This is a genomic window from Paenibacillus sp. IITD108, assembly GCF_036541265.1.
Taxonomy (GTDB): Bacteria; Bacillota; Bacilli; order Paenibacillales; family Paenibacillaceae; genus Pristimantibacillus.
The window spans coordinates 128,918-149,697 of the sequence record NZ_JAZHCT010000003.1 but is presented as its reverse complement, the minus strand read 5'-3'; the positions used below and the strand labels follow the sequence as shown (position 1 = coordinate 149,697).

Annotated in this window: 12 protein-coding genes; all 12 read left to right on the top strand. The window is 42.7% G+C overall.

Features of this window, described 5'->3' with window-relative positions:
* Nucleotides 1-15 precede the first annotated feature (15 nt).
* The 12 genes from V1L65_RS03775 (at nucleotide 16) to V1L65_RS03720 (ending at nucleotide 20,737) form a co-directional block, all read left to right on the top strand.
* The gene (locus V1L65_RS03775; protein ID WP_331697731.1) at nucleotides 16-858 is read left to right on the top strand and encodes a flagellar hook-basal body protein; all 843 of its coding nucleotides are present in this window, start codon (nucleotides 16-18) and stop codon (nucleotides 856-858) included.
* A 7-nt stretch (nucleotides 859-865) separates the two neighbouring features.
* Nucleotides 866-1,405, top strand: coding sequence for a DNA-directed RNA polymerase subunit beta (locus V1L65_RS03770; protein ID WP_331697730.1), 540 nt, complete (start codon nucleotides 866-868; stop codon nucleotides 1,403-1,405).
* A 153-nt stretch (nucleotides 1,406-1,558) separates the two neighbouring features.
* Nucleotides 1,559-2,077, top strand: coding sequence for a CDP-alcohol phosphatidyltransferase family protein (locus tag V1L65_RS03765; RefSeq protein ID WP_331697729.1), 519 nt, complete (start codon nucleotides 1,559-1,561; stop codon nucleotides 2,075-2,077).
* 156 nt (nucleotides 2,078-2,233) lie between these two features.
* On the top strand, nucleotides 2,234-2,665 hold the full coding sequence (gene fabZ, locus V1L65_RS03760; RefSeq protein ID WP_331697728.1) for a 3-hydroxyacyl-ACP dehydratase FabZ: 432 nt from the start codon (nucleotides 2,234-2,236) through the stop codon (nucleotides 2,663-2,665).
* A 76-nt stretch (nucleotides 2,666-2,741) separates the two neighbouring features.
* Nucleotides 2,742-4,466 carry a phospho-sugar mutase gene (locus tag V1L65_RS03755; RefSeq protein ID WP_331697855.1) on the top strand — a complete coding sequence of 575 codons (1,725 nt, stop codon included), beginning with the start codon at nucleotides 2,742-2,744 and terminating at the stop codon, nucleotides 4,464-4,466.
* Nucleotides 4,467-4,495: 29 nt separating this feature from the next.
* On the top strand, nucleotides 4,496-6,616 hold the full coding sequence (locus V1L65_RS03750) for a DUF5693 family protein (protein ID WP_331697727.1): 2,121 nt from the start codon (nucleotides 4,496-4,498) through the stop codon (nucleotides 6,614-6,616).
* Nucleotides 6,577-7,734, top strand: a complete 1,158-nt coding sequence (gene csaB, locus V1L65_RS03745; protein WP_331697726.1) for a polysaccharide pyruvyl transferase CsaB — start codon at nucleotides 6,577-6,579, stop codon at nucleotides 7,732-7,734. The genes V1L65_RS03750 and csaB overlap by 40 nt, the downstream gene beginning before the upstream one ends.
* A gap of 7 nt (nucleotides 7,735-7,741) precedes the next feature.
* The gene (locus V1L65_RS03740) at nucleotides 7,742-8,494 is read left to right on the top strand and encodes a WecB/TagA/CpsF family glycosyltransferase (protein ID WP_331697725.1); all 753 of its coding nucleotides are present in this window, start codon (nucleotides 7,742-7,744) and stop codon (nucleotides 8,492-8,494) included.
* A gap of 126 nt (nucleotides 8,495-8,620) precedes the next feature.
* Nucleotides 8,621-9,766, top strand: a complete 1,146-nt coding sequence (locus V1L65_RS03735) for a glycosyltransferase family 4 protein (protein WP_331697724.1) — start codon at nucleotides 8,621-8,623, stop codon at nucleotides 9,764-9,766.
* A gap of 240 nt (nucleotides 9,767-10,006) precedes the next feature.
* Entirely contained in the window at nucleotides 10,007-14,131 is a 4,125-nt protein-coding gene (locus V1L65_RS03730) for an S-layer homology domain-containing protein (RefSeq protein WP_331697723.1), read from the top strand.
* Between the two features lie 639 nt (nucleotides 14,132-14,770).
* Complete coding sequence (locus V1L65_RS03725; RefSeq protein ID WP_331697722.1) at nucleotides 14,771-17,767, top strand: S-layer homology domain-containing protein; 2,997 nt, start codon at nucleotides 14,771-14,773, stop codon at nucleotides 17,765-17,767.
* Nucleotides 17,768-17,878: 111 nt separating this feature from the next.
* Nucleotides 17,879-20,737 (top strand): hypothetical protein, encoded by a 2,859-nt coding sequence (locus V1L65_RS03720; protein WP_331697721.1) that lies wholly within the window; start codon nucleotides 17,879-17,881, stop codon nucleotides 20,735-20,737.
* The last annotated feature ends 43 nt before the right edge of the window (nucleotides 20,738-20,780 follow it).

Genomic DNA, 20,780 nt, shown 5'->3' with positions numbered 1-20,780 from the left:
GGAGGTAGCAATTTTATGAATAGTTCTATGATTAATGCAATGGTGTCAATGAATGCTATGCAGCGCAAAATTGATGCGATTGCTGATAATGTAGCCAATGTGGATACAATCGGCTACAAGCGCAAGCAGTCTTCCTTTGAAGACTTGCTTACCAATGTCAAGGAGCAGCCGGAAGCTTTTAGACAAGATGGCCGTCTGTCGCCTATGGGCTACAATCAGGGCTGGGGCGCAAGAATGTCCATGCTTGAGATTAATATTAGCCAAGGCTCCATTAAACAGACAGGGCTTTCGACCGATATAGCTATTCAAGGCAATGCGCTGTTCGAGGTTCAAACGGATGATGCAGGAACCCGCGCATTTACTCGCAATGGCGCCTTTCAGTTGACGGTGAGAGCAAACGGTGATACTATTCTCGCAACGGCAGAAGGTTATCCGGTTATAGCTCGTGTACCCGATCAATTCGGAAATATCGTTGAAGGACCTATTGTTATGCCGCAGGGGCATACAATGCGTGTCGATCCAGATGGTACGGTAATTGCGGTGTCGGACACAGGCGCGACTAGAACGCTGGGCAGCATTAAGGTGCTGGAGGTTATGCGTTCAGCGGCATTAACGCCGGTAGCTGATAATTTATTCGTCGTAGCTGACGGTCTCAATCGAGACAGTGTGCTGCAGCAGGTTGTACCTAGCGAGGAGAATCGCATCGCTTTGCTGCAGGGCAGTATTGAGGCATCCAATGTCGAGCTGGCGGATGAAGTGACCGAATTATTGAGTGTTCAGCGGGCCTATCAATTGGCAGCAAGAGCCTTATCGTCCAGTGATACGATGATGGGACTTGCTAACACGATGCGCGCGTAGGAGCAGGATGAAGGTGATACGTATGGCCGATGAACGAATTCAGAGCAAAACCGGGTTCGCGAATCAAACAACTAGCAATAGCTATTCAAGAGGACTAGACCGTGGCACACGCTCAGCCGCAGGGCTAAGTCGTGTACAGACCTATAGCAGCAATCGTCCGAATGCAGCTATTGGCGGGTATGCCATGAGCAGCTCGCAGCGGGATGGCGATGATTCAAAACGCGTGCCGGAGGGCAATATTCGAATACCGGAATCGTCTCGGGCGCAGGCGGAGCTGGGCGAAAGCGCCAGATCCGATAAGGCTTCCGCTGCTGATAAGCAGAGCGGGCAAGACGAACTGGCTGAGGATGAGTATTATGAACGTCCGTTAGGCGTTCGTATTTTGCTGTGGATACTTCGTAAGAGCATTGTGCCGATCATCATGATCATTATGCTGGTAGCAGGCTTGTATATTGGTTATACTGTGTTGGGTGAGCAGCCTAAGGAAGAAGTATTTCAATGGCCTACATGGCGCCATCTGTATGATTTGATATTCGCAGAATCATAAGGGTGCTGTATATATAGCTTGAGCAAGAGATGTTCTGCAATCGACATGGGCGACTTGGCAGGGCATCTCTTGTTTTCATTTTACAATAAGGTAGTTTATAATAGTTTGGGATGATTAAGGTACTTTAGGAATGGGCAGGAGGGAGTGAAGGGATTGAATTTGCCTAATTTTTTAACATCGTTGCGTTTTGTGCTCATACCCATATATATAGGCGTCTTTATGAGCGGCCATATGATACCAGCCTTTCTAATCGTTGCAGCAGCAGGCATTACGGATGTACTGGATGGATATATTGCAAGGCGCAGCGGTCAAATCACGCAGATCGGCATTATGCTCGATCCGCTGGCAGATAAGCTCATGCTCATTACGGTTATCATATCGCTAGTGCTGACCGGCCATATATCGTGGTATGCTGCCGGGGCGATGTTTTTGCGTGATCTTAGCATGATAGGAGCTGGCCTTCGCGCTCACTTCCGCGGCAAGAAAACGGTACCTGCGAACTGGATGGGAAAATTGACGACGGTATTATTGTATATTGCTATTATGTTTATATTCTTCGAAGCTTCATTTGCCCAAACCTTCTTATGGATCGTCATTGCTTTCTCATTTATTACGATGTTTGTGTATATGATTATGTATAAGACACTTAACCGCGTTGCCTCTGATACATAGCGCCATACAGAAAGAAGCTTGACTACAGACACTTCGGGTCAGTAATCAAGCTCCTCTATCTCAACCTCCATAAACTGCAGTTTTATGAAGGATATGTATAGTTTTTCTTTAAATGCTTTATTTTATACTTATGAATATGGAGAGGGGTTTTTTATTTTGCTTAATATAACAGAAATTCAAGAAATCATTCCGCATCGTCCGCCATTTTTGCTTGTAGACCGTATTTTAGAGGTGGAGGCAGGCGTTCGTGCAGTCGGCTTAAAAAATGTAACCATGAATGAGCCTTATTTCGTAGGACATTTTCCAGGATATCCGGTTATGCCCGGAGTTCTTATTGTAGAAGCTTTGGCACAAGTAGGCACTGTTGCTATGCTCCAGGTGGAGGCTAACCGCGGCAAGCTGGGCTTTTTTGCTGGAATTGACGGATTCCGCTTCAGAGGACAGGTAAAGCCGGGCGACACCTTAATTCTTGAGGTTGAGATTACAAGGTTAAAAGGCTCGATTGGCAAGGGCAAGGCTACAGCCAAGGTAGACGATCAGGTCGTTGCTGAAGGCGAGCTTATGTTTGCTCTAAGTGACCCGTCATAATGACGGGCAGCGTTCAGATGTTAGTTCCGAAAAAGTACGGAATAAGAACGATAGAAAGAGGTTTTGACTAATGACAATGAAATCCAGCGAAGAGTGGATGTTAAAATATAATGGTTGGCTTAATGATGCGTTGATTGATGAGCATACAAAAGAAGAGCTCAGAGCAATCGCAGGCGACGAGAAGGAAATTGCGGACCGCTTTTACCGCGATTTGCAATTTGGCACAGGCGGGCTGCGTGGTGTTATAGGCGCTGGCACGAATCGGATGAATGCATATACGGTTGGCAAGGCAACGCAAGGTCTGGCGGAATGGCTGCTGGCTCGTCATGCAACGGATGCTGCAGCACCGCCTTCGGTCGTTATTGCCCATGACTCCAGGCATTTTTCGCCTGAATTTGCGCTGGAAGCGGCATTGGTGTTAGCTGGCAACGGCGTTAAAGCGTATTTGTTTGACAGTTTGCGTTCTACTCCGCAGCTGTCTTATTCCGTGCGCCTGCTGAACGCTTCGGCCGGCATTGTCATTACGGCAAGTCATAATCCTCCTGAATATAACGGCTACAAGGCCTATGGCGCTGACGGCGGACAGCTTATACCTGAGGAAGCTGAACAAGTAATAGAGGCTATTGCGCATGTTACCGGCTTTCATGCTGTAAAGCGTGTGAGCAAGGAGCAGGCGATAGCTGCCGGGCTTCTTGCATATTTGGATGAAAAGGCGGATGAAAGCTATATTGAAACGGTCGCGGCGCAAAGTCTGTGCGGCGATCTGCTGCAGGGCGAGCTTGGCGATGCGTTCAACATCGTTTTTACGCCGCTTCATGGGGCAGGGCATATGGCTGTACGCGAAACGTTGAAAAAAATAGGCTTCCGCCAGGTTCATATTGTATCGGAGCAGCGGGATCCGGATGGCAGCTTCCCTACAGTGAAGTCTCCGAATCCGGAGGAGAAGGATGCTTTTGCGCTTGCGCTCAAGCTGGCTGAAGAGGTTCAAGCCGATATTATTGTTGGAACCGATCCGGATGCCGACCGCATGGGGGCAATTGTAAAAAACAAATCGGGCAGCTTTGAGGTGCTGAGCGGCAATCAATCCGGAGCACTTATGATTTATTATATTTTGGAGCAGCTGCAGCGTCAGAATCGTTTGCCAGGAAATGGCGTAGTTATTAAAACGGTTGTGACGAGCGAGCTGGGTGCCGTTGTGGCACAATCGTTCGGAGCATCGGTTGAAAATACTTTGACCGGCTTTAAATATATCGGGGAAAAAATGACTCGCTATGAGCAAACCAAGGAGCGCTCCTTCTTGTTTGGCTATGAGGAAAGCTACGGCTACTTGACAGGAGACTATGCAAGAGACAAGGATGCCATTGTAGCGACTATGCTTATTTGCGAGGCTGCTGCTTATTACAGCAAGCAGGGCAAAACGCTTGTTGATGTGCTTGAAGAGCTTTACGAACGCTTTGGCTATTATAAGGAAAGCCAGCAATCCCGTACGCTGAAAGGGATGGACGGGGTTGCTCAAATTGCAGCTATTATGGAAGACTGGCGTACAGCTCCGCCTGCGGCGGCAGCCGGCTCCAGCGTTGTTCAAGCGCTGGATTACAGCCAAGGCATTGATGGGCTGCGCAAGGAAAATGTATTGAAATTTATACTTGCAGACGGTTCCTGGTTCTGTCTTCGTCCTTCCGGAACAGAGCCTAAAATTAAAGTTTATTTTGCTGTAAAAGGTCAAACTGCCGCAGAAGCGGATACTCGGATGCAATCGTTGCAGACTGAAGTCATGGCACGAGTCGATCGTTTGAGTTAATCTGCGCTATAAAAGAACGGGGGATGAACGTGCGAGGGAAATGGCATCGATTGAACCAGCTGACGAAGCTGATCTTAGTGGCATTAGTAATATTAGGTGTTGGAGCAGCTATTCCGCTTACTGTGCAGCGCATGGATATGGAAAGCTCGTCCAAGCAGATAGAATATGTATTTGATTACCGGGATTTAATAGAAGTATCAGAGTATCAGTCAAGACCGCAGCAGTTTTTGGAGGAAAATCTTCAGCTGCTAAAGGATGCGGGCATTACAACGATGTCTGTCTACGAGAGCTCGCTAAAGGAGCTTATGCAAGCCGGCAGATTGACGTATTACAACGAGAAGGATGCTGCCTTGCTGCAAGGAAAGTTTCCTGACGAGCGTACTCACTTTACTTATGTTTTATTTACGGGACCGGAAGAGGAGCGTTTGATCGCTCCTATTATTAAGGATGCTTTGGATACATTCCAGGTTTCTTATAGCCCGTGGAGCTTTGAAGGACGCAAAGGCCTTGTTATAGAACAGGCTTCGGCAGATGTTGTGCTGAAGCCGATGGATTACGATCCGATGACGCTGCAAACATTGAAGGAGTTTGGCTTTAATATTTTGCCAAGACCTACAGACCGTATTCCTTATGATTCCGAAAAGGCAGCTGCTCAGTTAAACCGCTTGAAGCAATATGGCGTGAAGAGATTGCTGTTCGACGGCGATAAGGCGACAGGCGCTGCCGACCAGGCTGAATTGAAAAGCTTGGACAGCTTTGGCGAGCTGCTTAATCAGGAAAACATCGGTTTAGTAGCTATTGAGAACTTGAAAAAACCGCAGCAAGGCATAAACAAGCTTGCTTTTATTACAGACTATAATGTAGCCAGATTATATTCGCTGTCGCCAGAGGATAGTGCTGAGATGACGAAGGAAGGCATTGCCGACCGTTTTCTGCTTGCTGCCAAAGACCGCAACATTAGAATGTTCTTCTTGAATACGATGATTAAGCAAAATCCGCAGCGTACTGGCCTTATTCATTCCGCGGACAAGCTTGCCTCCATTATGGGCGGCGAGAATGGCGTAATCGAGCAGCTGACGGAAGCAGGCTTTCCTCCTGGCGAGGCGCAAGCATTCACTTATAGCGTGCCGTCTTGGGACAAGCCGCTCCGTGCAGTAGTTGCGCTGGGTGCGGTTGCGATTATCGCGCTGCTTATAGCTGCGTTTATACCTGCTGTTATTATTCCAGTGTTCGTGTTAGGTTTGATTGGCTCCGCAGGCTTGTTTGTTCTTAACAGCTCCTTGCTGGAGCAGGGACTGGCCTTAGGGGCTGCCGTAGCAGCTCCAACGCTCGGCGTTATTTGGGTGCTTAACCGAATATACGCGAGAACGATCGGGGATCGCAGAATGGTTGGCGGCGAGGTTTGGACGGAATCGCCTTCTGTTTCTGAGTCTGGACAGGAAACGAAATGGATTTTCCCAAATCAGTCGATCAAGCGCCGCTTTGGCCTTGCACTGAACTGGTTTATCGTAGCTACACTTATCTCTTTATCTGCTGTTCCGCTAGTAACCGGACTGCTGAACAATATTACGTACAGCCTTGTGCTTGAGCAATTTAGAGGCGTGAGCGTATTGCATTTTGCTCCAATTATTTTAGTAGCGATTTATGTGTTCTTCTACAGCACGAATAGCTTTGGCGGTGTGATCAAGCGCATTCGCGGTGCGCTTTCACAGCCGATTACGGTGCTTTGGGTTTGTATCGCTGTCGTGCTGGCAGCGGTAGGGTTATATTATTTGTCCCGTACAGGCAACGCCGGCAAGGTATCCGCAATAGAGCTGCTTATCCGCAATTGGCTGGAGTCTTCCTTCGGTGTTAGGCCGCGGTTCAAAGAGTTCATGCTGGGCCATCCGCCAATGCTTTTGGGCTTGTTCCTTGCACTGCGTTATCGTGCGTCCTGGCTGCTCATTATTGCAGGCGTAATCGGACAATTGACAATGGTAAGCACATTTACTCACATTCATACACCATTCTACATTTCAAGCATACGTACGCTGCTTGGACTTGGTACCGGTCTTATCATTGGCTGCTTGTTTATAGCTGTATGGCTGGTATTGGAAGGAGCTTGGCGCAAATGGATGCCCAAAAACGTAATGAAAAAAGTTTCAGCATAGCCATTTCCGGTTATTACGGATATAAAAATAGCGGGGATGAAGCTGTGCTCCGGTCTATTTTGCTGGCGCTGGACGAGCAGGGGAAGAAGCAAGGGGTGCAGATCGTCCCGGTCGTATTGTCTTCCGACCCTGCCTGGACAAGCCAAATGTATGGGGTAGAGGCTGTGCATCGCATGCGCCCGGCAGAGCTGCTTGGCGCGCTGCGCAGCTGTGACGGCTTGATCAGCGGCGGCGGCAGCCTGCTGCAGGATGCTACTAGTTCGAAGACGATTCCTTATTATGCAGCTGTTATTAAGCTTGCCCAGTGGCTGGGCAAGCCGACTTTTATATATGCGCAGGGAATCGGACCTGTCAATCGGGGCTGGCTGAAGCCGATGATCCGCCACGTCATGAAGCGCAGCGCCTATGTATCTGTGCGTGATGCGCAGTCTGCGGAGCTGTTGGCGAGTCTTGGCGTGCGGCCGGAGGGAATCGAGCTTGTGCCCGATCCTGTAATGGGCATGCCGCTGCCAAGCGGAAGCAATCGAGCGGACAACTTGCGGGATAAGCCAGCTGGCAATATTCCTGTTGTCGGTGTATCGCTGCGCGATTGGCGCAGCGATGGCGCGGATATGGACAGAGTGGCAGCTGCATTGATCGAATTGTCACAGCGCCGTGCTGTATGCATTCGGTTTTTGCCCTTTCATTTGCCGCCTGACCGCATTACTTCTGAAAAGGTTATGCAGCAGCTTGAAGGCAAACTGGGCGATGGCTGCAAGATGGAATTAGTCGATGTGAAGGATGATCCGCAGCTCATGCTGCTTGAAGTAAGCCGCTGCGATTTATTATTTGGCATGAGACTTCATGCGTTAATATATGCAGCAAACCAGAGCGTGCCGATGCTGGGCCTGTCGTACGATCCTAAGATCGATCAATTTTTGGCTCGGCTTGGACTGTCCGCTACAGGTACGACTGAGCGGCTCGATGCCGGGCTTTTTGCAGACGAGGCTTGCCGGCTGCTTGATCAGAAAGCGGCGTGGCTGGAGCAGCATCAGGCAGCAATCGATCAATTAAGACATCAATCCCAGCAACCAGCGCAACAAATGATACAGTTTTTGCGTCATAATAGATCGAGGTGATTTCCTCATGACAAAAGAGGTTCCTAGCGTATCGATTTACGGCATTCCCTTCTCCAAGATGGGAATGAATGAGACGGTACAATATTTAACAAAACGTATAGAAGCAGGCGAGCAAACCCATGTCATCACAGCGAATCCGATCATGGTCATGGCGGCGCTTGAGAAGCCTGCGTATAAAACAATGATGAAGAAAGCCGATTTAATCGTTCCTGACGGCGTAGGCGTTGTTTGGGCTGCCAAGAAATGCGGCGAGCCTGTTGCCGAGCGCATTGCGGGCATCGAGCTGCTTAATCTTTTGATGGAGCAAGGAGAGAAGCGCAAGTGGAAAGCTTATTTGCTTGGCACGACGCAAGAAATTATTGATGCGGCAGCTGAGAAGCTGCAGCTGCAATATCCGCAAGTTAAGATTGTAGGCGCTCGCAACGGCTTTTTCGGCGCGGACGAGGACCAGGAGGTCATTGCGCATATTAAGCAGAAGGAGCCGCAGCTGTTGTTCGTAGCGCGCGGCGCTGAAACGCAGGAGCCGTGGATCGTGAAGCATCGCGAGCAGCTGGGCGTTCCGCTTATTATGGGTGTCGGAGGCAGCTTTGATGTTATTTCGGGCAAGCTGAAGCGTGCGCCGATGCTTGTGCAGAAGCTGAAGCTGGAGTGGCTGTTCCGGCTTTTGCAAGAGCCGAAGCGCTTCGGACGTATGCTTGCACTGCCGAAATTTGTAGTGAACGTGCTGAGAGATAAAGAAAAAGTAACAAAACAACCTTAAAATGACGAAAATCTAATCTTAATTCCTTTTAATCTCTAGAAAAAGGGATGGAAATTATAGCTCTTTAGGAGTATAATTCATTCGGAGTCACGGATTTCGTCAGGTCGAAAAAGGAGAGTTGCTCTTATGCCAGTTGGCATTCTTTATTTTATCGGTTTTATAGTTGCACTTCTTATTGCAGTAGTCATGACACCGTTAGTTAAAAAGTTCGCTTTTTTCGTTGGAGCCATAGACAAGCCTAATCACCGGAAGGTACATACGCGGATTATGCCTCGGCTAGGCGGCTTGGCCATCTATATCGGATTTGTAGCAGCATATTTTGCACTATCGCCATTTATTCCAGAAGGTCTATTGCGCCCTAAGGATTTGAATATGATTAACGCGCTGCTGGTGGGCGGCACAATTATTATTCTATTAGGAGCGCTGGACGACCGTTTCGAGCTTTCGGCAAAGGTTAAGCTGCTCGGGCAAATTATTGCAGCATGCGTCGTAGTATTCGGCTTTGATGTTCATATCGATTTGGTTAATGTGCCGTTTGGCCAAACGATGCAGCCAGTTGCAGAGTGGATCGGTATACCGATTACGATTCTATGGATCGTCGGCGTAACTAACGCCATCAACCTGATCGATGGTCTTGACGGCCTTGCAGGCGGAGTATCCGGAATTGCTATTGCCACGATTGCAGTTATGGCCCTGATTATGGGCAATCAGCCTGTTATGCTGCTCAGCACGCTGTTGCTTGGCGGTATTATCGGCTTCCTGGTATTTAACTTCCATCCGGCCAAGATATTTATGGGCGATTCAGGAGCGCTCTTCCTTGGCTTCAGCCTTGCGACACTGTCCATGCTTGGCTTCAAGCAGGTCGCGATCGTATCGTTTGTAACACCGCTTCTTATTATCGGCGTACCGCTTACCGATACATTTTTTGCTATCGTAAGACGCTGGGTGAACAAGAAGCCGATATTCGCTCCAGACAAGGAGCATTTGCATCACCGCTTGCAGGATCTGGGCTTCAGCCACAAGCGCACCGTGCTTATCATTTGGGGCGTGAGCGCTGTGTTCGGCGTCCTGGCCGTTATTCAATCGGCCGTTGTCCAATCTAACGCAGCCAACTGGATCACCTTTGTCGTTATCTGCCTGCTCTTATTCTTCTTGCAGCTGGGCGCTGAGGTTACAGGCATCGTGGACAAAACCCGCAAGCCGCTCATTAATTTGTTTCACCGTATTAAAGTTCGTATAGCGAAGGTGGACACGCCATCGCGCGGCAAGTAATAGCTATTATATTAATTATTCTTATTATAAATAATAATGAATTACTGAAGCTTCTATTTCGAGCCAGCCCGAGAGGGCGGACGGAGTAGAAGCTTTTTTTTATGAAGAAGATTCGCTAACATCTCTAAACATCTGACAAAATAGTGCCGATAACAAAAGTACAGAACTTTTTGGCGGTGAGTGCGTCTATAGAGAATAGAACAGATCATCTGACTAATAGGACGAGGGAGGAGCATTATTTTGAAAAAAGTATTATCGATTATCGTTGCAATCGCCTTATTGATCGGACTGTTTCCGGCAGCAGGTCTTGCGCCGAGTGCGAGTGCAGCTAATGATCCGGGTGAAAATCGAAGATTTAATTTCCCTAATGAGCAGTACACAGCTCAAAGTGCGAGAATTGTATCTACTTCGACCATTCAATTGCAAGGAACTATTCATGATATAGTTGGCAACACGATCAGCTATAACGTAAAACAGGTTACACTCGATGATAAAGAATTAAACAAAACAGAAGAAATTACCACGGGTATTCAAACAACAGGAGATAACCGGATTACTGTATCTGGTCTGATCCTGTTCCCGGGTTTGAATAAAATTACGTTTACCGGTATATCGGGAGCTGCCCGAGTAGAAGAGTCGATTTATATTGAGTACAGAGACAGTCCGATGCTCTATGACTTGAAGGTTAACTTTGAGAACCGTGAGCATGAGCTGTTTGAAGACAGCGTAACGATGCTGTATACAACGCAAACAAATACTGTTAACCAAGGAACAATTGTTATTTCAGGTAAAGCGCCTAATGCTCAGAAGGTTACTGTTATTATTAACGGTAGAAGCTTTGATTTTAATGTGTCGACAGCTTCCTCTGAAAATAGATTCAGTACATCACAATTAACGATTGATCCAGGTATTAACACAATTACCTTTAAAGTTCATAATGGCAGCCAAGTAACTGAAACAACAAGACAAGTTGCTTTTTATAATGGAGCAGTAACGTTTTATGACATGAAGCTGTTCAATACAGCGAATCCGTCCCAAACGACATCTTTAACGCCTAATTTGAACTTTCAAGCTCCAAGTGTAGGTGCTGGGCATATTAGTTTGTCGGGAACAGCCATTGTACCGCTCCCGCTGTACAGATTATTTGATCCCGCAAATCCTGGCGACACGGTTACGCTTAACAAGACAGCACTATCCAGGCTAATATCCCTTCAATTGCAGAAGGGAAGCGGAGCTATCACAAATGTTAGCTTAAGCAGCACAAATATTATTAGCTATACCACAGACAATCCTGATTTTTCTACTGTTACATTTGAAGTCGAGCTCCCGCAGCTTGAATTCGATGCTAATTACAATTTGCGAATAAAAGCGCCTAATAAAACAGTGTATTCATTGTCTAACTTATACAACTTTACTGTTAGGAATAATACAAAGGCTTATATCCATGAAATAAATTACTTATCCGGTTATGATAAATCGATGTCAGAATCGCGTGTAAAAGGCTTGCAAGGACAAAGCATTCCTAGTGGCGGAGTGGACGTTTATTCAATGCCTATGGCTGTAGAAGTGCTTGTTGGCAACCATACATCTTTAAGTAATCTCAACGATATATTCAAACTCAATACCGGTATTAATTTTAGCCAGTTAACCTTTAACGAAGTTGTGTATAGAAAAATTGACAACCAACAGGTACCTTTCCTGCGTGTCTTTATTGAAGTCAGCAAGCTCCCTAAGTCAGGAACGAATTCAATTACGTTTGAGTTCAAAGAGACTGGGAAAGCAACGTTAGATAAGAAAACTATTATAGCGAAGCTTTTATATGGCCCATTTGTCAAGTTTGACAAGATTGTAAATGGTATGACCGAGTCATATGATGCCGTGTTTGATTCAATACCGTCACTTCTTACTAAACTTGGCCAATTTAAAGGACAACTGTTTAACGTAGCCAATGAAGATGACATTTGGTATGAAGATACCACTTCCGGCGGCGTAACCAAGCGTCAAACGGTGTTTATGTATATTAATAATGTAGAAATTCCATTGCAAGTGGCTGCAAATCAGACGGGGACAACGATTAAGACTAAGTTCGAACCGAAACCTGGTACATCCAGTAATCCTGTTCCGGACCTAGGGGCAATAATTAACAAAGCCGGCGAGAATACGTTGAAATTCGTTTATCGAAACAATACAGATTTATATGAAAGTACAATGAAGTTTACAATTGTGCCGAAAAATCTGCCTGTCGTTCCGGCACCGGATACAGAGGGTGTATATCCATATTCAACAAGCGGTCAGCGCAATCCGAGCGACCCTAAGTTTACAAGCAATGGCAGCGTGTATACGACTAAAGAAGCTGAATTCAATGTATTTGGTACGTTTGATTTTATCGATTTAGGAAAAGAGACAGACTTTAACAATCGTTGGCTTCAACTAGCGACTGACCGTAAAAACTACATGGTAGTAATTGATTCGCCAAACTGGAAAACTCCAGTGAAATGGGATCTTAGCAAGGGCTTTATTGCAGTGAGAAATGATGGCACTGAAGTAGGTCGGACCACAGAAAATAATATGGTGGTTCTAGAGAGTGCTTCTACCGTAGATGCGCTAATTGAATTCTACTACAATGTGGACAAGGAATACTTTTACTTCGATATTAAAAAGCAGATGATGCCGATCGATGGCAGTCCACAGGTGTATGTCATCTCCGTGTTCAACAGCGGCGAGGCAGGTCCACGTGCTACTTATCGTATGGAAGTGAACTCTGTTTCCATTCCATATACGATTTTGGCGCCATTGCCTGAGAACAGAATTACAAATATGAACTATGCTGAGGTTATTATTGCTTCTCCAGGCGCTGATTCTATTATGGTTGGCAAAGAACAGGCAGAGAAGATCACCTTTATCAATTATGTAGCTGGTGAGGAGAAATATCAGGAAGCTTTCCGGTACGTATATAAAAATCTAGGCGCGAATAAAGACACGAAAATTCCATTCACAATCACGCGCGGCAAGGATACGATTAAGCAGGAGCTTATTGTGAAGTACGTGCCTACTAATATTCCAGGCGCACAAGCACTGCAGACGATGGCAGCATCTCATAAAGTGTTTAATAATGCTCTTACTTTGACGTTCCCTAAAAACACACAGCTGATCAGACCTAATAGAAAAGATCTGGATTCCATTATTAAGGGCGAAAATCATATTTACAATCAGCATGATATTTTGTTTGCTATTGCTAATCCGGATGACGGTATTATTAACCGCCGACAATTCGAGAACCAAATTCCGAACTACTCAGCAGAGTCGCAGGCGACAGGCAATTTGCATATCGGTTATCGCTTCCAGGATCAGGCACGGCAATATATCAAAGCAAGCCCGTTGTTTTGGATCGACGGCGGTTTAGCGGATGATCCGTCTACAGCTAAGTTGGATCCGATCAAAGCTGGGATGGATCCGTTCCCTTTCTATAATATTGTAGGTATGTATAAGGAGAACTTCGCCAATCGTCTAGACAAATTTGATCGTGAATTAATGCCATCAGCTGCAGGATCGCTGACGCTGGCTTATGATCCGAACATCGTTGTTTCAGGAGCGACTACGGTTACAGTGTTCCGCTTTGATCCGTACAACAGCATGTGGGAAAACATTGGTGGTGTAGTCGATTCCAAAAAGAACACGATCACGGTTCCGTTTACTAAGTTTGGTTACTATGTCGCTGTTAAAATGACCAGAGGATACAATGACATTACAGATCATCCTTACGCACGTGAAGCAATGGAAGCTGCTTTTGCCAAGGGCGTTATGAACGCGATTGATCCAATCGGTGTATTTGGCGGTGATCGCTTCGTAACACGCGGAGAATTCGCTAGAATGATCGTAAGAGCACTGGATATACCGCTCAATTATCAGGGGGATATGCATTTCACATACTATCCGGAGACAATCACCAACGCTTACAACGCTTCGGCCCTGTATGATTACCGCTATATTGAGACCTTAGCAAGAGCAAATATTGTTAATGGTAAGCGTCCTGGCTTCTTTGACGAAGACGTAGAGTTGTCCCGCCAGGAAGCGGCAGTTATTATTGCGCGCGCACTAGAATTGAAGCTGGAGACAAACGCAGCTAAAGCTAAGACCAATCTTGATAAAATCTTTAAGGACAGCGGCAGCTTCGATTATTACTCTATTCCTTCTGTAATAGCCATCGAGAAAAAAGGCTTTATCCAAGGAAAGTATATTGATGCTAGCAACCCTAAGAATGGTTCAGTATTCGAACCAAAAGCACGCTTGCTTCGCAGTGATGCGGCTATCATCATTACAAAAGTAATGTTCGATCTCAAGAAGCTTCCTAAAATTTATAACTAACAAAAAGGTGGTCGGAGGCGGGCAGCCGCTTCTGACCTTTCTTGCATATACTAAGGTTGTAATTATTTGCAAAGTACTCTAGTACAAGGTATGCTTGTACTAGAGTCTTTAAAGTATAGCTAGTCTACCATTACGTGGAAAATGTGATTCTCATATGGAAAATCTTAAGCATCGACGAAACTGGCAGGCTTGGGCTATAATAGAGCCATAACGGAGTAAAGTTTGTCGATATACATAATTAAAATTGAAGAAAATTATTTTGTTTTTCGCGCAACTTTTTCCGTGTTCAAACGTCTTAACATATGTAAGTTGGAACAAGTGAGCTGTTAGGAGTAAGAAAGTAAACTTTTTGTGAAGAAATGGAATGAATTCACAACTTACTCTTTACGGTAGCAGATACCCATTGTATAATGTTGTAGTGATGCAGGTATTTTGCGTCTATTTCTATCTCTAATCTTAAGAGTTTATAAGTGAGCTGGTACATACACTCTTAACTGTTTAAAAACTACTTCCTTTAACGGGATGGTAGTCCTTCTTCTTGTTTACAAGTTTCTACGACATGGCTTACATAGGGTTTAACATGCGTAGACATTATTTATACAAATTCATGCTCTACTCTGGGAAGGGGGTGAATCGGCTATGAGGGAAACGAGCAATTCTATTTTCAAACAAAACTCTCAACAACCGAAGCAATTTAGAGGAGGAGAAAAAAAGGTTATGAAGAAAAGTTTATCCTTATTAGTTGCGATTGCAATGGTATTTTCCATGTTCGCAGCTGTCGCTTCCGCAGCGGAAGAGACAAAACTTACAACTGAACAAAAATATGAAGAGCTTGTGAAAGCAGGTCTTTTCGAAGGTTATCCTGATGGTGAGGCTCACCTTGACAAAGAAATGACTCGCGCACAAGCTTCCAAAATCGTAGCTCTACTAACTGGCTACAGCGAAGGCGTTGAAGTTAAAGACGCTGGTTACACTGACCTAGTAGGTGCTGGTTGGGCAACTGACTACATCAACTACGCTACTCAAGTTGGTATCCTTGAAGGTAAAGGCAATAATAAATTCGATCCAAGTGCACAAGTAACTGTTCAACAATTGGCTACTATCGCTGTTAAGCTTGCTAAGCATGCTGACGTGACTGTACCAGCTGGTGAAGAAGTTGAAGGTAAAGTAGATGCTTGGGCTGCTGACGCAGTTGCATCTGCTATCGCTGCTGGTCTTCTTGCTAAGCAAGACGACTACACAGTTAATGCTAACCGTGGTGTGCTTGTAGAGGTTGTTTACTCTGCAAAAGAAATTCTTGCTCAAGCTGGCGCTCTACAAATCTCTTCTGCAAAAGCTACTGGCGCTAAAGTAATTACTGTTAAATTCAACAAAGCTGTTAAAGAAGAACTTACCTTTGATCTTAAAAGAGATAAAGTGAACGTTAACATTGCTAAAGTTGAATGGAACGAAGCGAAGGATGAAGCAAAACTAACAGCTTCTTTTAACTTCTCAACTGGTAAACACAAAGTTACAGTTAAAGGTGAAGATGTGGAACTTACAGCTGAGACTGATGTGACTGAAGCTAAAGTTTCTAAAATCGAATTCCCTTCTCAAAATGGTATTATTGTTGAAAGCCCTGCAGTTGCTACTGGCAACAAACAAGGTCTTCGCGTTAATGTTAAGTTCTATAACCAATATGGAGAAGATGTAACATCAACTATTAACCTAGGCGATCTTTCGATCACTTCTTCTAAAGGTACAGTGAATTCATTTAATAAAGGTGCATTGGTGCTATCTGATGGTTCCTCACTAGCATCTGCATATGATTATGTTGTAGATCAAAAAGTAGTTGTGACTATTGTTCACAAGCCTTCTACAGCAGTAGGCACTGCTACTCTATCAGTGGTTCAAGCTGCAGCAGTAGCATCCATTGAAATTGGTGATCTAACAACTAAAAATGAAGATTTGCAAGGTAAAGTCATCAATGTTGATCGTTTGAATGACAATGCAAGTGATTATTACATTCCGGTAATTGCGAAAGATCAATACGGCAATGTATTGACTGCAGCTGACCTAGGTTCGCTTACAATTCTTAGCTCCAGTGTTAAAGTATTGGATACTGACACAGCTGTAGCTGATCGCAATGATCAAACAGTTATCAATATCAATGCTAATACTATTGATGCAACTCATGGTATTACAGTTGTAACAATTGTTGCTCCGAATGGTACTAATGCTAATAAATCTTTTGAAGTTGTTGCTAACGCAAAAGTTGATACAATGAATTTCTCTCAACCGGATGCGCAATTAAAGAAATCAGTTAAGACACAAATTCCTTTCACAGCAGCAGATCAATTTGGCAATGCTCTAGTGAATAGTAGTGAATTGGCTCTTGACAATATTAATGCTCCTGCAAATGACAAGTTGACACTTAAAGATGGTACTACTGTTTCTGTAACAGGTGCTACTATCCAATATGATGTGGACTATGTAAACAAAAATGCAGTTAAAATCAGTGTAACTCCAAATGCTGATACAGTAGTTCTAACTACTATTACAGCTAATCATAAAGTTCAAAGCTTGACTTTGAGTGCAGCAGCAGCTCCGGTTGCTACAGCTATTAAAGGTCTAAAAGATGATGTTTACACATTGCTACAACAAGGTCAAGGTATTACTTTGGGTTCTGGCAACCTAGCACTAATTGACCAATATGCAAACAGCATTTCCCTTCCAGCAAACTGGGAAGTTGAAGTAGAGTACGTTAATTCTTCTGCTACAACTCATGCCGTTACAATTCCTGCGGGAACTAACGTAATTGATTCAGCTTCAACTCCTGCAACGGTTGCTTTTTCGACATCCACAGCTGCAAAAGGTACTGAGCAATTTAAGCTTACTCTATTCAACGATACTGGCGCTAAAGTAGATGAGTACGTGCTTTCTTTAGAAGCAGTTGAATTGAAAGCAATCACTACTTTCCAACTTGCTGATATCGGTACAGTTTACACAGGTGGAGATCTTACTACAGCTAATAATGACTTCACTTCTGGTTCTTTCAATCTAGCTGATTACAACCGTGCTATTACACTAGAAGGTCTTAAAGGCAACAAAAAAGTTAAAGTAGACCAAGGTCTAGTTGTTACTGCTGGAATTAGTAACGGTCTATCCGTTAACTCTAGCTACAGCGCAATTGAGGCTCCAGCAGCTAAAGTTAACACTGACGGAGCAGAAAAAGAAGCTACATTAACTGTTGTTGTTGATACTGCTAATGGTGCTCAAAATCTTGTTAAGACTGTTAAGTACAATAGTGCTAAACCTGCTGCTTCTACAATCGTAGTTCGCAAAGGAAGCAGTGACTATACTTCTCCTGTTTTTGTAACAACTAATGGTACTGCTCTAAACGCTAAATCTATTGGTCCAAAAGCAGCAACTGCTGAAGTAAACTTCAGAGTACGTGACCAATATGGTATTGATTTCAACCTAGATCAAAAGTATGCAATTACTGGTAAAGATAGCGCGTTAGGTGCTTCACTTGCTATTGATGCAACTGGTACTATCTCTGGTTTGGTTGAAGCTAGTAACTCCGGTAAATCGTTTGAAGTAACTATTGTAACTTCAAATGGTCTAACTAAAACACTTAAGATTATTATTGGTTAATAACCAATACAAAAAAGACTGTGGGCTACCCCACAGTCTTTTTTTGTTAATATGAAACAAAAGCCTATTCATTAACGTCTAATTAGTAATAGAGTATTAGGAGGAAAAATAATGAGACATAGGTTTGTTAAAGTTGCAGCTATCACATTGACAGTTAGTGCAGTAAGTATGAGCAATATTTTGCCAAATAATAACCAATCTTATGTATACGCAGCATCGCAAAATGAAATTAGTAGTCAAGTTGTCAATATAGGTGGCAAGAGTACTGCGTTTATAAGTGATGCACACATGTTAATGCAAGATCAAGGAAATGTTTTATCTTTTTCAGTTACTTATAGTAATAAAAACGAAAGGGAAATGAATTTAATTGATTATTGGATGAGAGTTAAAAATAAAAATGGTAAAGTATTTAGTGTTAAAATAAGTGAACAAGATAAAAATAAGACTTATGTTGCATCGGATACTTCTGTGACGATTACATATTATGCTTTGGTAGATAAGCAAACTAAAATTAATGATTTTATTTTTGATGTTATTAAATGGGATTTTGATGCTGTAAATTATGAGAGAACCCTAGGTTCAATAAAGTATCCTGCCAAAGGAACAGATAAAGTTCCAGCCACGAGTTCTAAAAATATGATTTACGATGGTACTAACGTTAAAGCATCAGTTAAACAAGCGATTGTCCATAAAGATCAAAATAATTCGTATTTCACAATAAATCTTGTTCTTGATAACACTGGAAACAAACCAGTTAATTTAGGAAAGATGAAATTTTTTATACAAACTGAAAATCAATTAATTTACAATGTGGAAGCCGAAGATTTAAGTAATGTTAGCCTTCAACCGAGAGAAAAGAGAATAATAACTCTGCAATCCATGGTACCAATAGCAAGTACTGCGAAAAGCTTCACTTTAGCTGTCGTTACTGCTGAAGAAACAAGTAGCATTAAAATACCTATTGGTTTGTTCACTTTGCCTATTTCAAACCAAATGCCAAGCATAACCTTCGGGAAAGTTAATCCACTATACTTAAATGGTCAAATTATTAATACATTAGTTAAAGAGGCTCAAATATATCAAGATAAAGGTAAAAAATATGTTTTTGTTGACTTTGATGTACACAATACTGGAAGTGAAAATGTAAAGTTCCCAGATCTAAAGTTTTATATAAAAGATAAAAGCGGAAAGCAGTATTTGATGAATTTTGAAAATGAATCAGCAGAATTACAAATTGGTGAGAAGAAATCGTTGCAATTAAGTGCCGAGATTACTGGTGATTTTGATATGAATAAATCAGAATTAGTCGCACAATTGAAAAACAGTAAAAATGCTTATATTCCTTTTGGCGTTTATCAACTTCCAAAACAAGCAACCATGACTGCAACACCCATTGGAAAAAATAAAGAGCTTATTATAAATAATAGCAAAGTAGACACTAAGGTGAATGAATCGTTCGTAAATAAGGTTGAGAATAATAGTTATCTTTATACTGATTTCACTTTTCAAAATAACAGTCAAGAAACTATAAACTTAAAAGATGTTTCTTTTACTTTACAAACAAAAAATGGAACCAGTTATCCACTAACTTATTCAGGAGAAGGCATTGAACTATTACCTGGTATTAATAATAATGTTCAGTTGACTGGAATGCTACCTAATGATTTGGTATTAAAAGATAGTGAACTAATAATTCGAATTAAGCAAGATAATAATAAAGGGTTTATTGTTGCTAGTTACAAGCTGGATGAAAAAAATAAACAAGGTTCAATTGGCGGTAACTTTACCTATGGAGACTACGAAGTGGCAGTAACTAGCGTAGAGCGAACTTATTTGGAGAAGTCTGATATGTTGGTTGCTGATATACTAATAACTAATAATAGCAATGGAAGTAAGAAAATACCTAGTATTAGTGGTTATTTCTTGGTAAATGGAGTTAAAATTCAACCTAAAAATATGGGAACTTTGCAATTGGATGATGTTGATATTCTTACATCAAAAGCTTCTACGAATTTTGTTGTTTACGCAGATATTCCTTACTCTACAGACATAAAACAAATATCATTCGTTGTCACAGAGAAGAGCGATTCAAAAGATGAAAAAGTTCTACACCAATTTTCTGATACTAAAACAAGTACAATTATAAAACGTGAAAAAAATTATACTTACAGTATCGAAAATATTGGAATGAAATCTGAAATATCTATTGGAAAAACAGCAGTTTATGGTGATGGCAAGAATGATTTCTTTTATGCTGAGATTATTCTTACAAATAAGGAAAGAAGGGCGGTTAATTTAACAGATTTAGGCGGATATATTCAAGCTGATGGTAAAGCAGTTATTCCGATTGATATTAATACTTTCTCAGAGCAAGTATTTCCTGACGGGAGAGTTCTGTTAAGTGCGATGGCTAGAATTCCTAGAAATTATTATAAAGAAGAATTAGATCTATATGTTGGACAGCGGATTCATGAAAAGGATGATACATCTAACAATGCACTAATTAAATCAGTAGCTTATAAATTGAAAAAAGAAGATATCGTACAAAAGCAAAATGAACTTACAGAAATAAACTATTTAAACTATGATTTTAGCATTAATAATTCATTTGCTTCTTTCCATGTGAGAGATAAGTCGACATCAGATTTTGATTTTGATGGTATAGAATTAAGTTTACATTATGATTTAATAGAAAATGGAGCTTACGAAAATGATTTTGAAAAGCATAAACTTATTATTGAACTAGTTGATGCTGATAAACCATATGTTCGTTATTCTAAGGTTCTGTCAATAGATGAATTTAAAGTTGATACAGAGTTTTTGGAGTCAGGTGAAGGTAAAATTAAGAAAATTATTTTTAAAGACGAAAATGCAATTTTTGAAGTTACTCATCATAAATATATGTTAAATATTTATCATGAGTATGATGGTAACAAATTTTTATTAGCAAGCAAAGAAAATGTGTGGTAGTTTTCTCTCTAGCCTACCATCTTCAAATCTAGTATCCTATTGA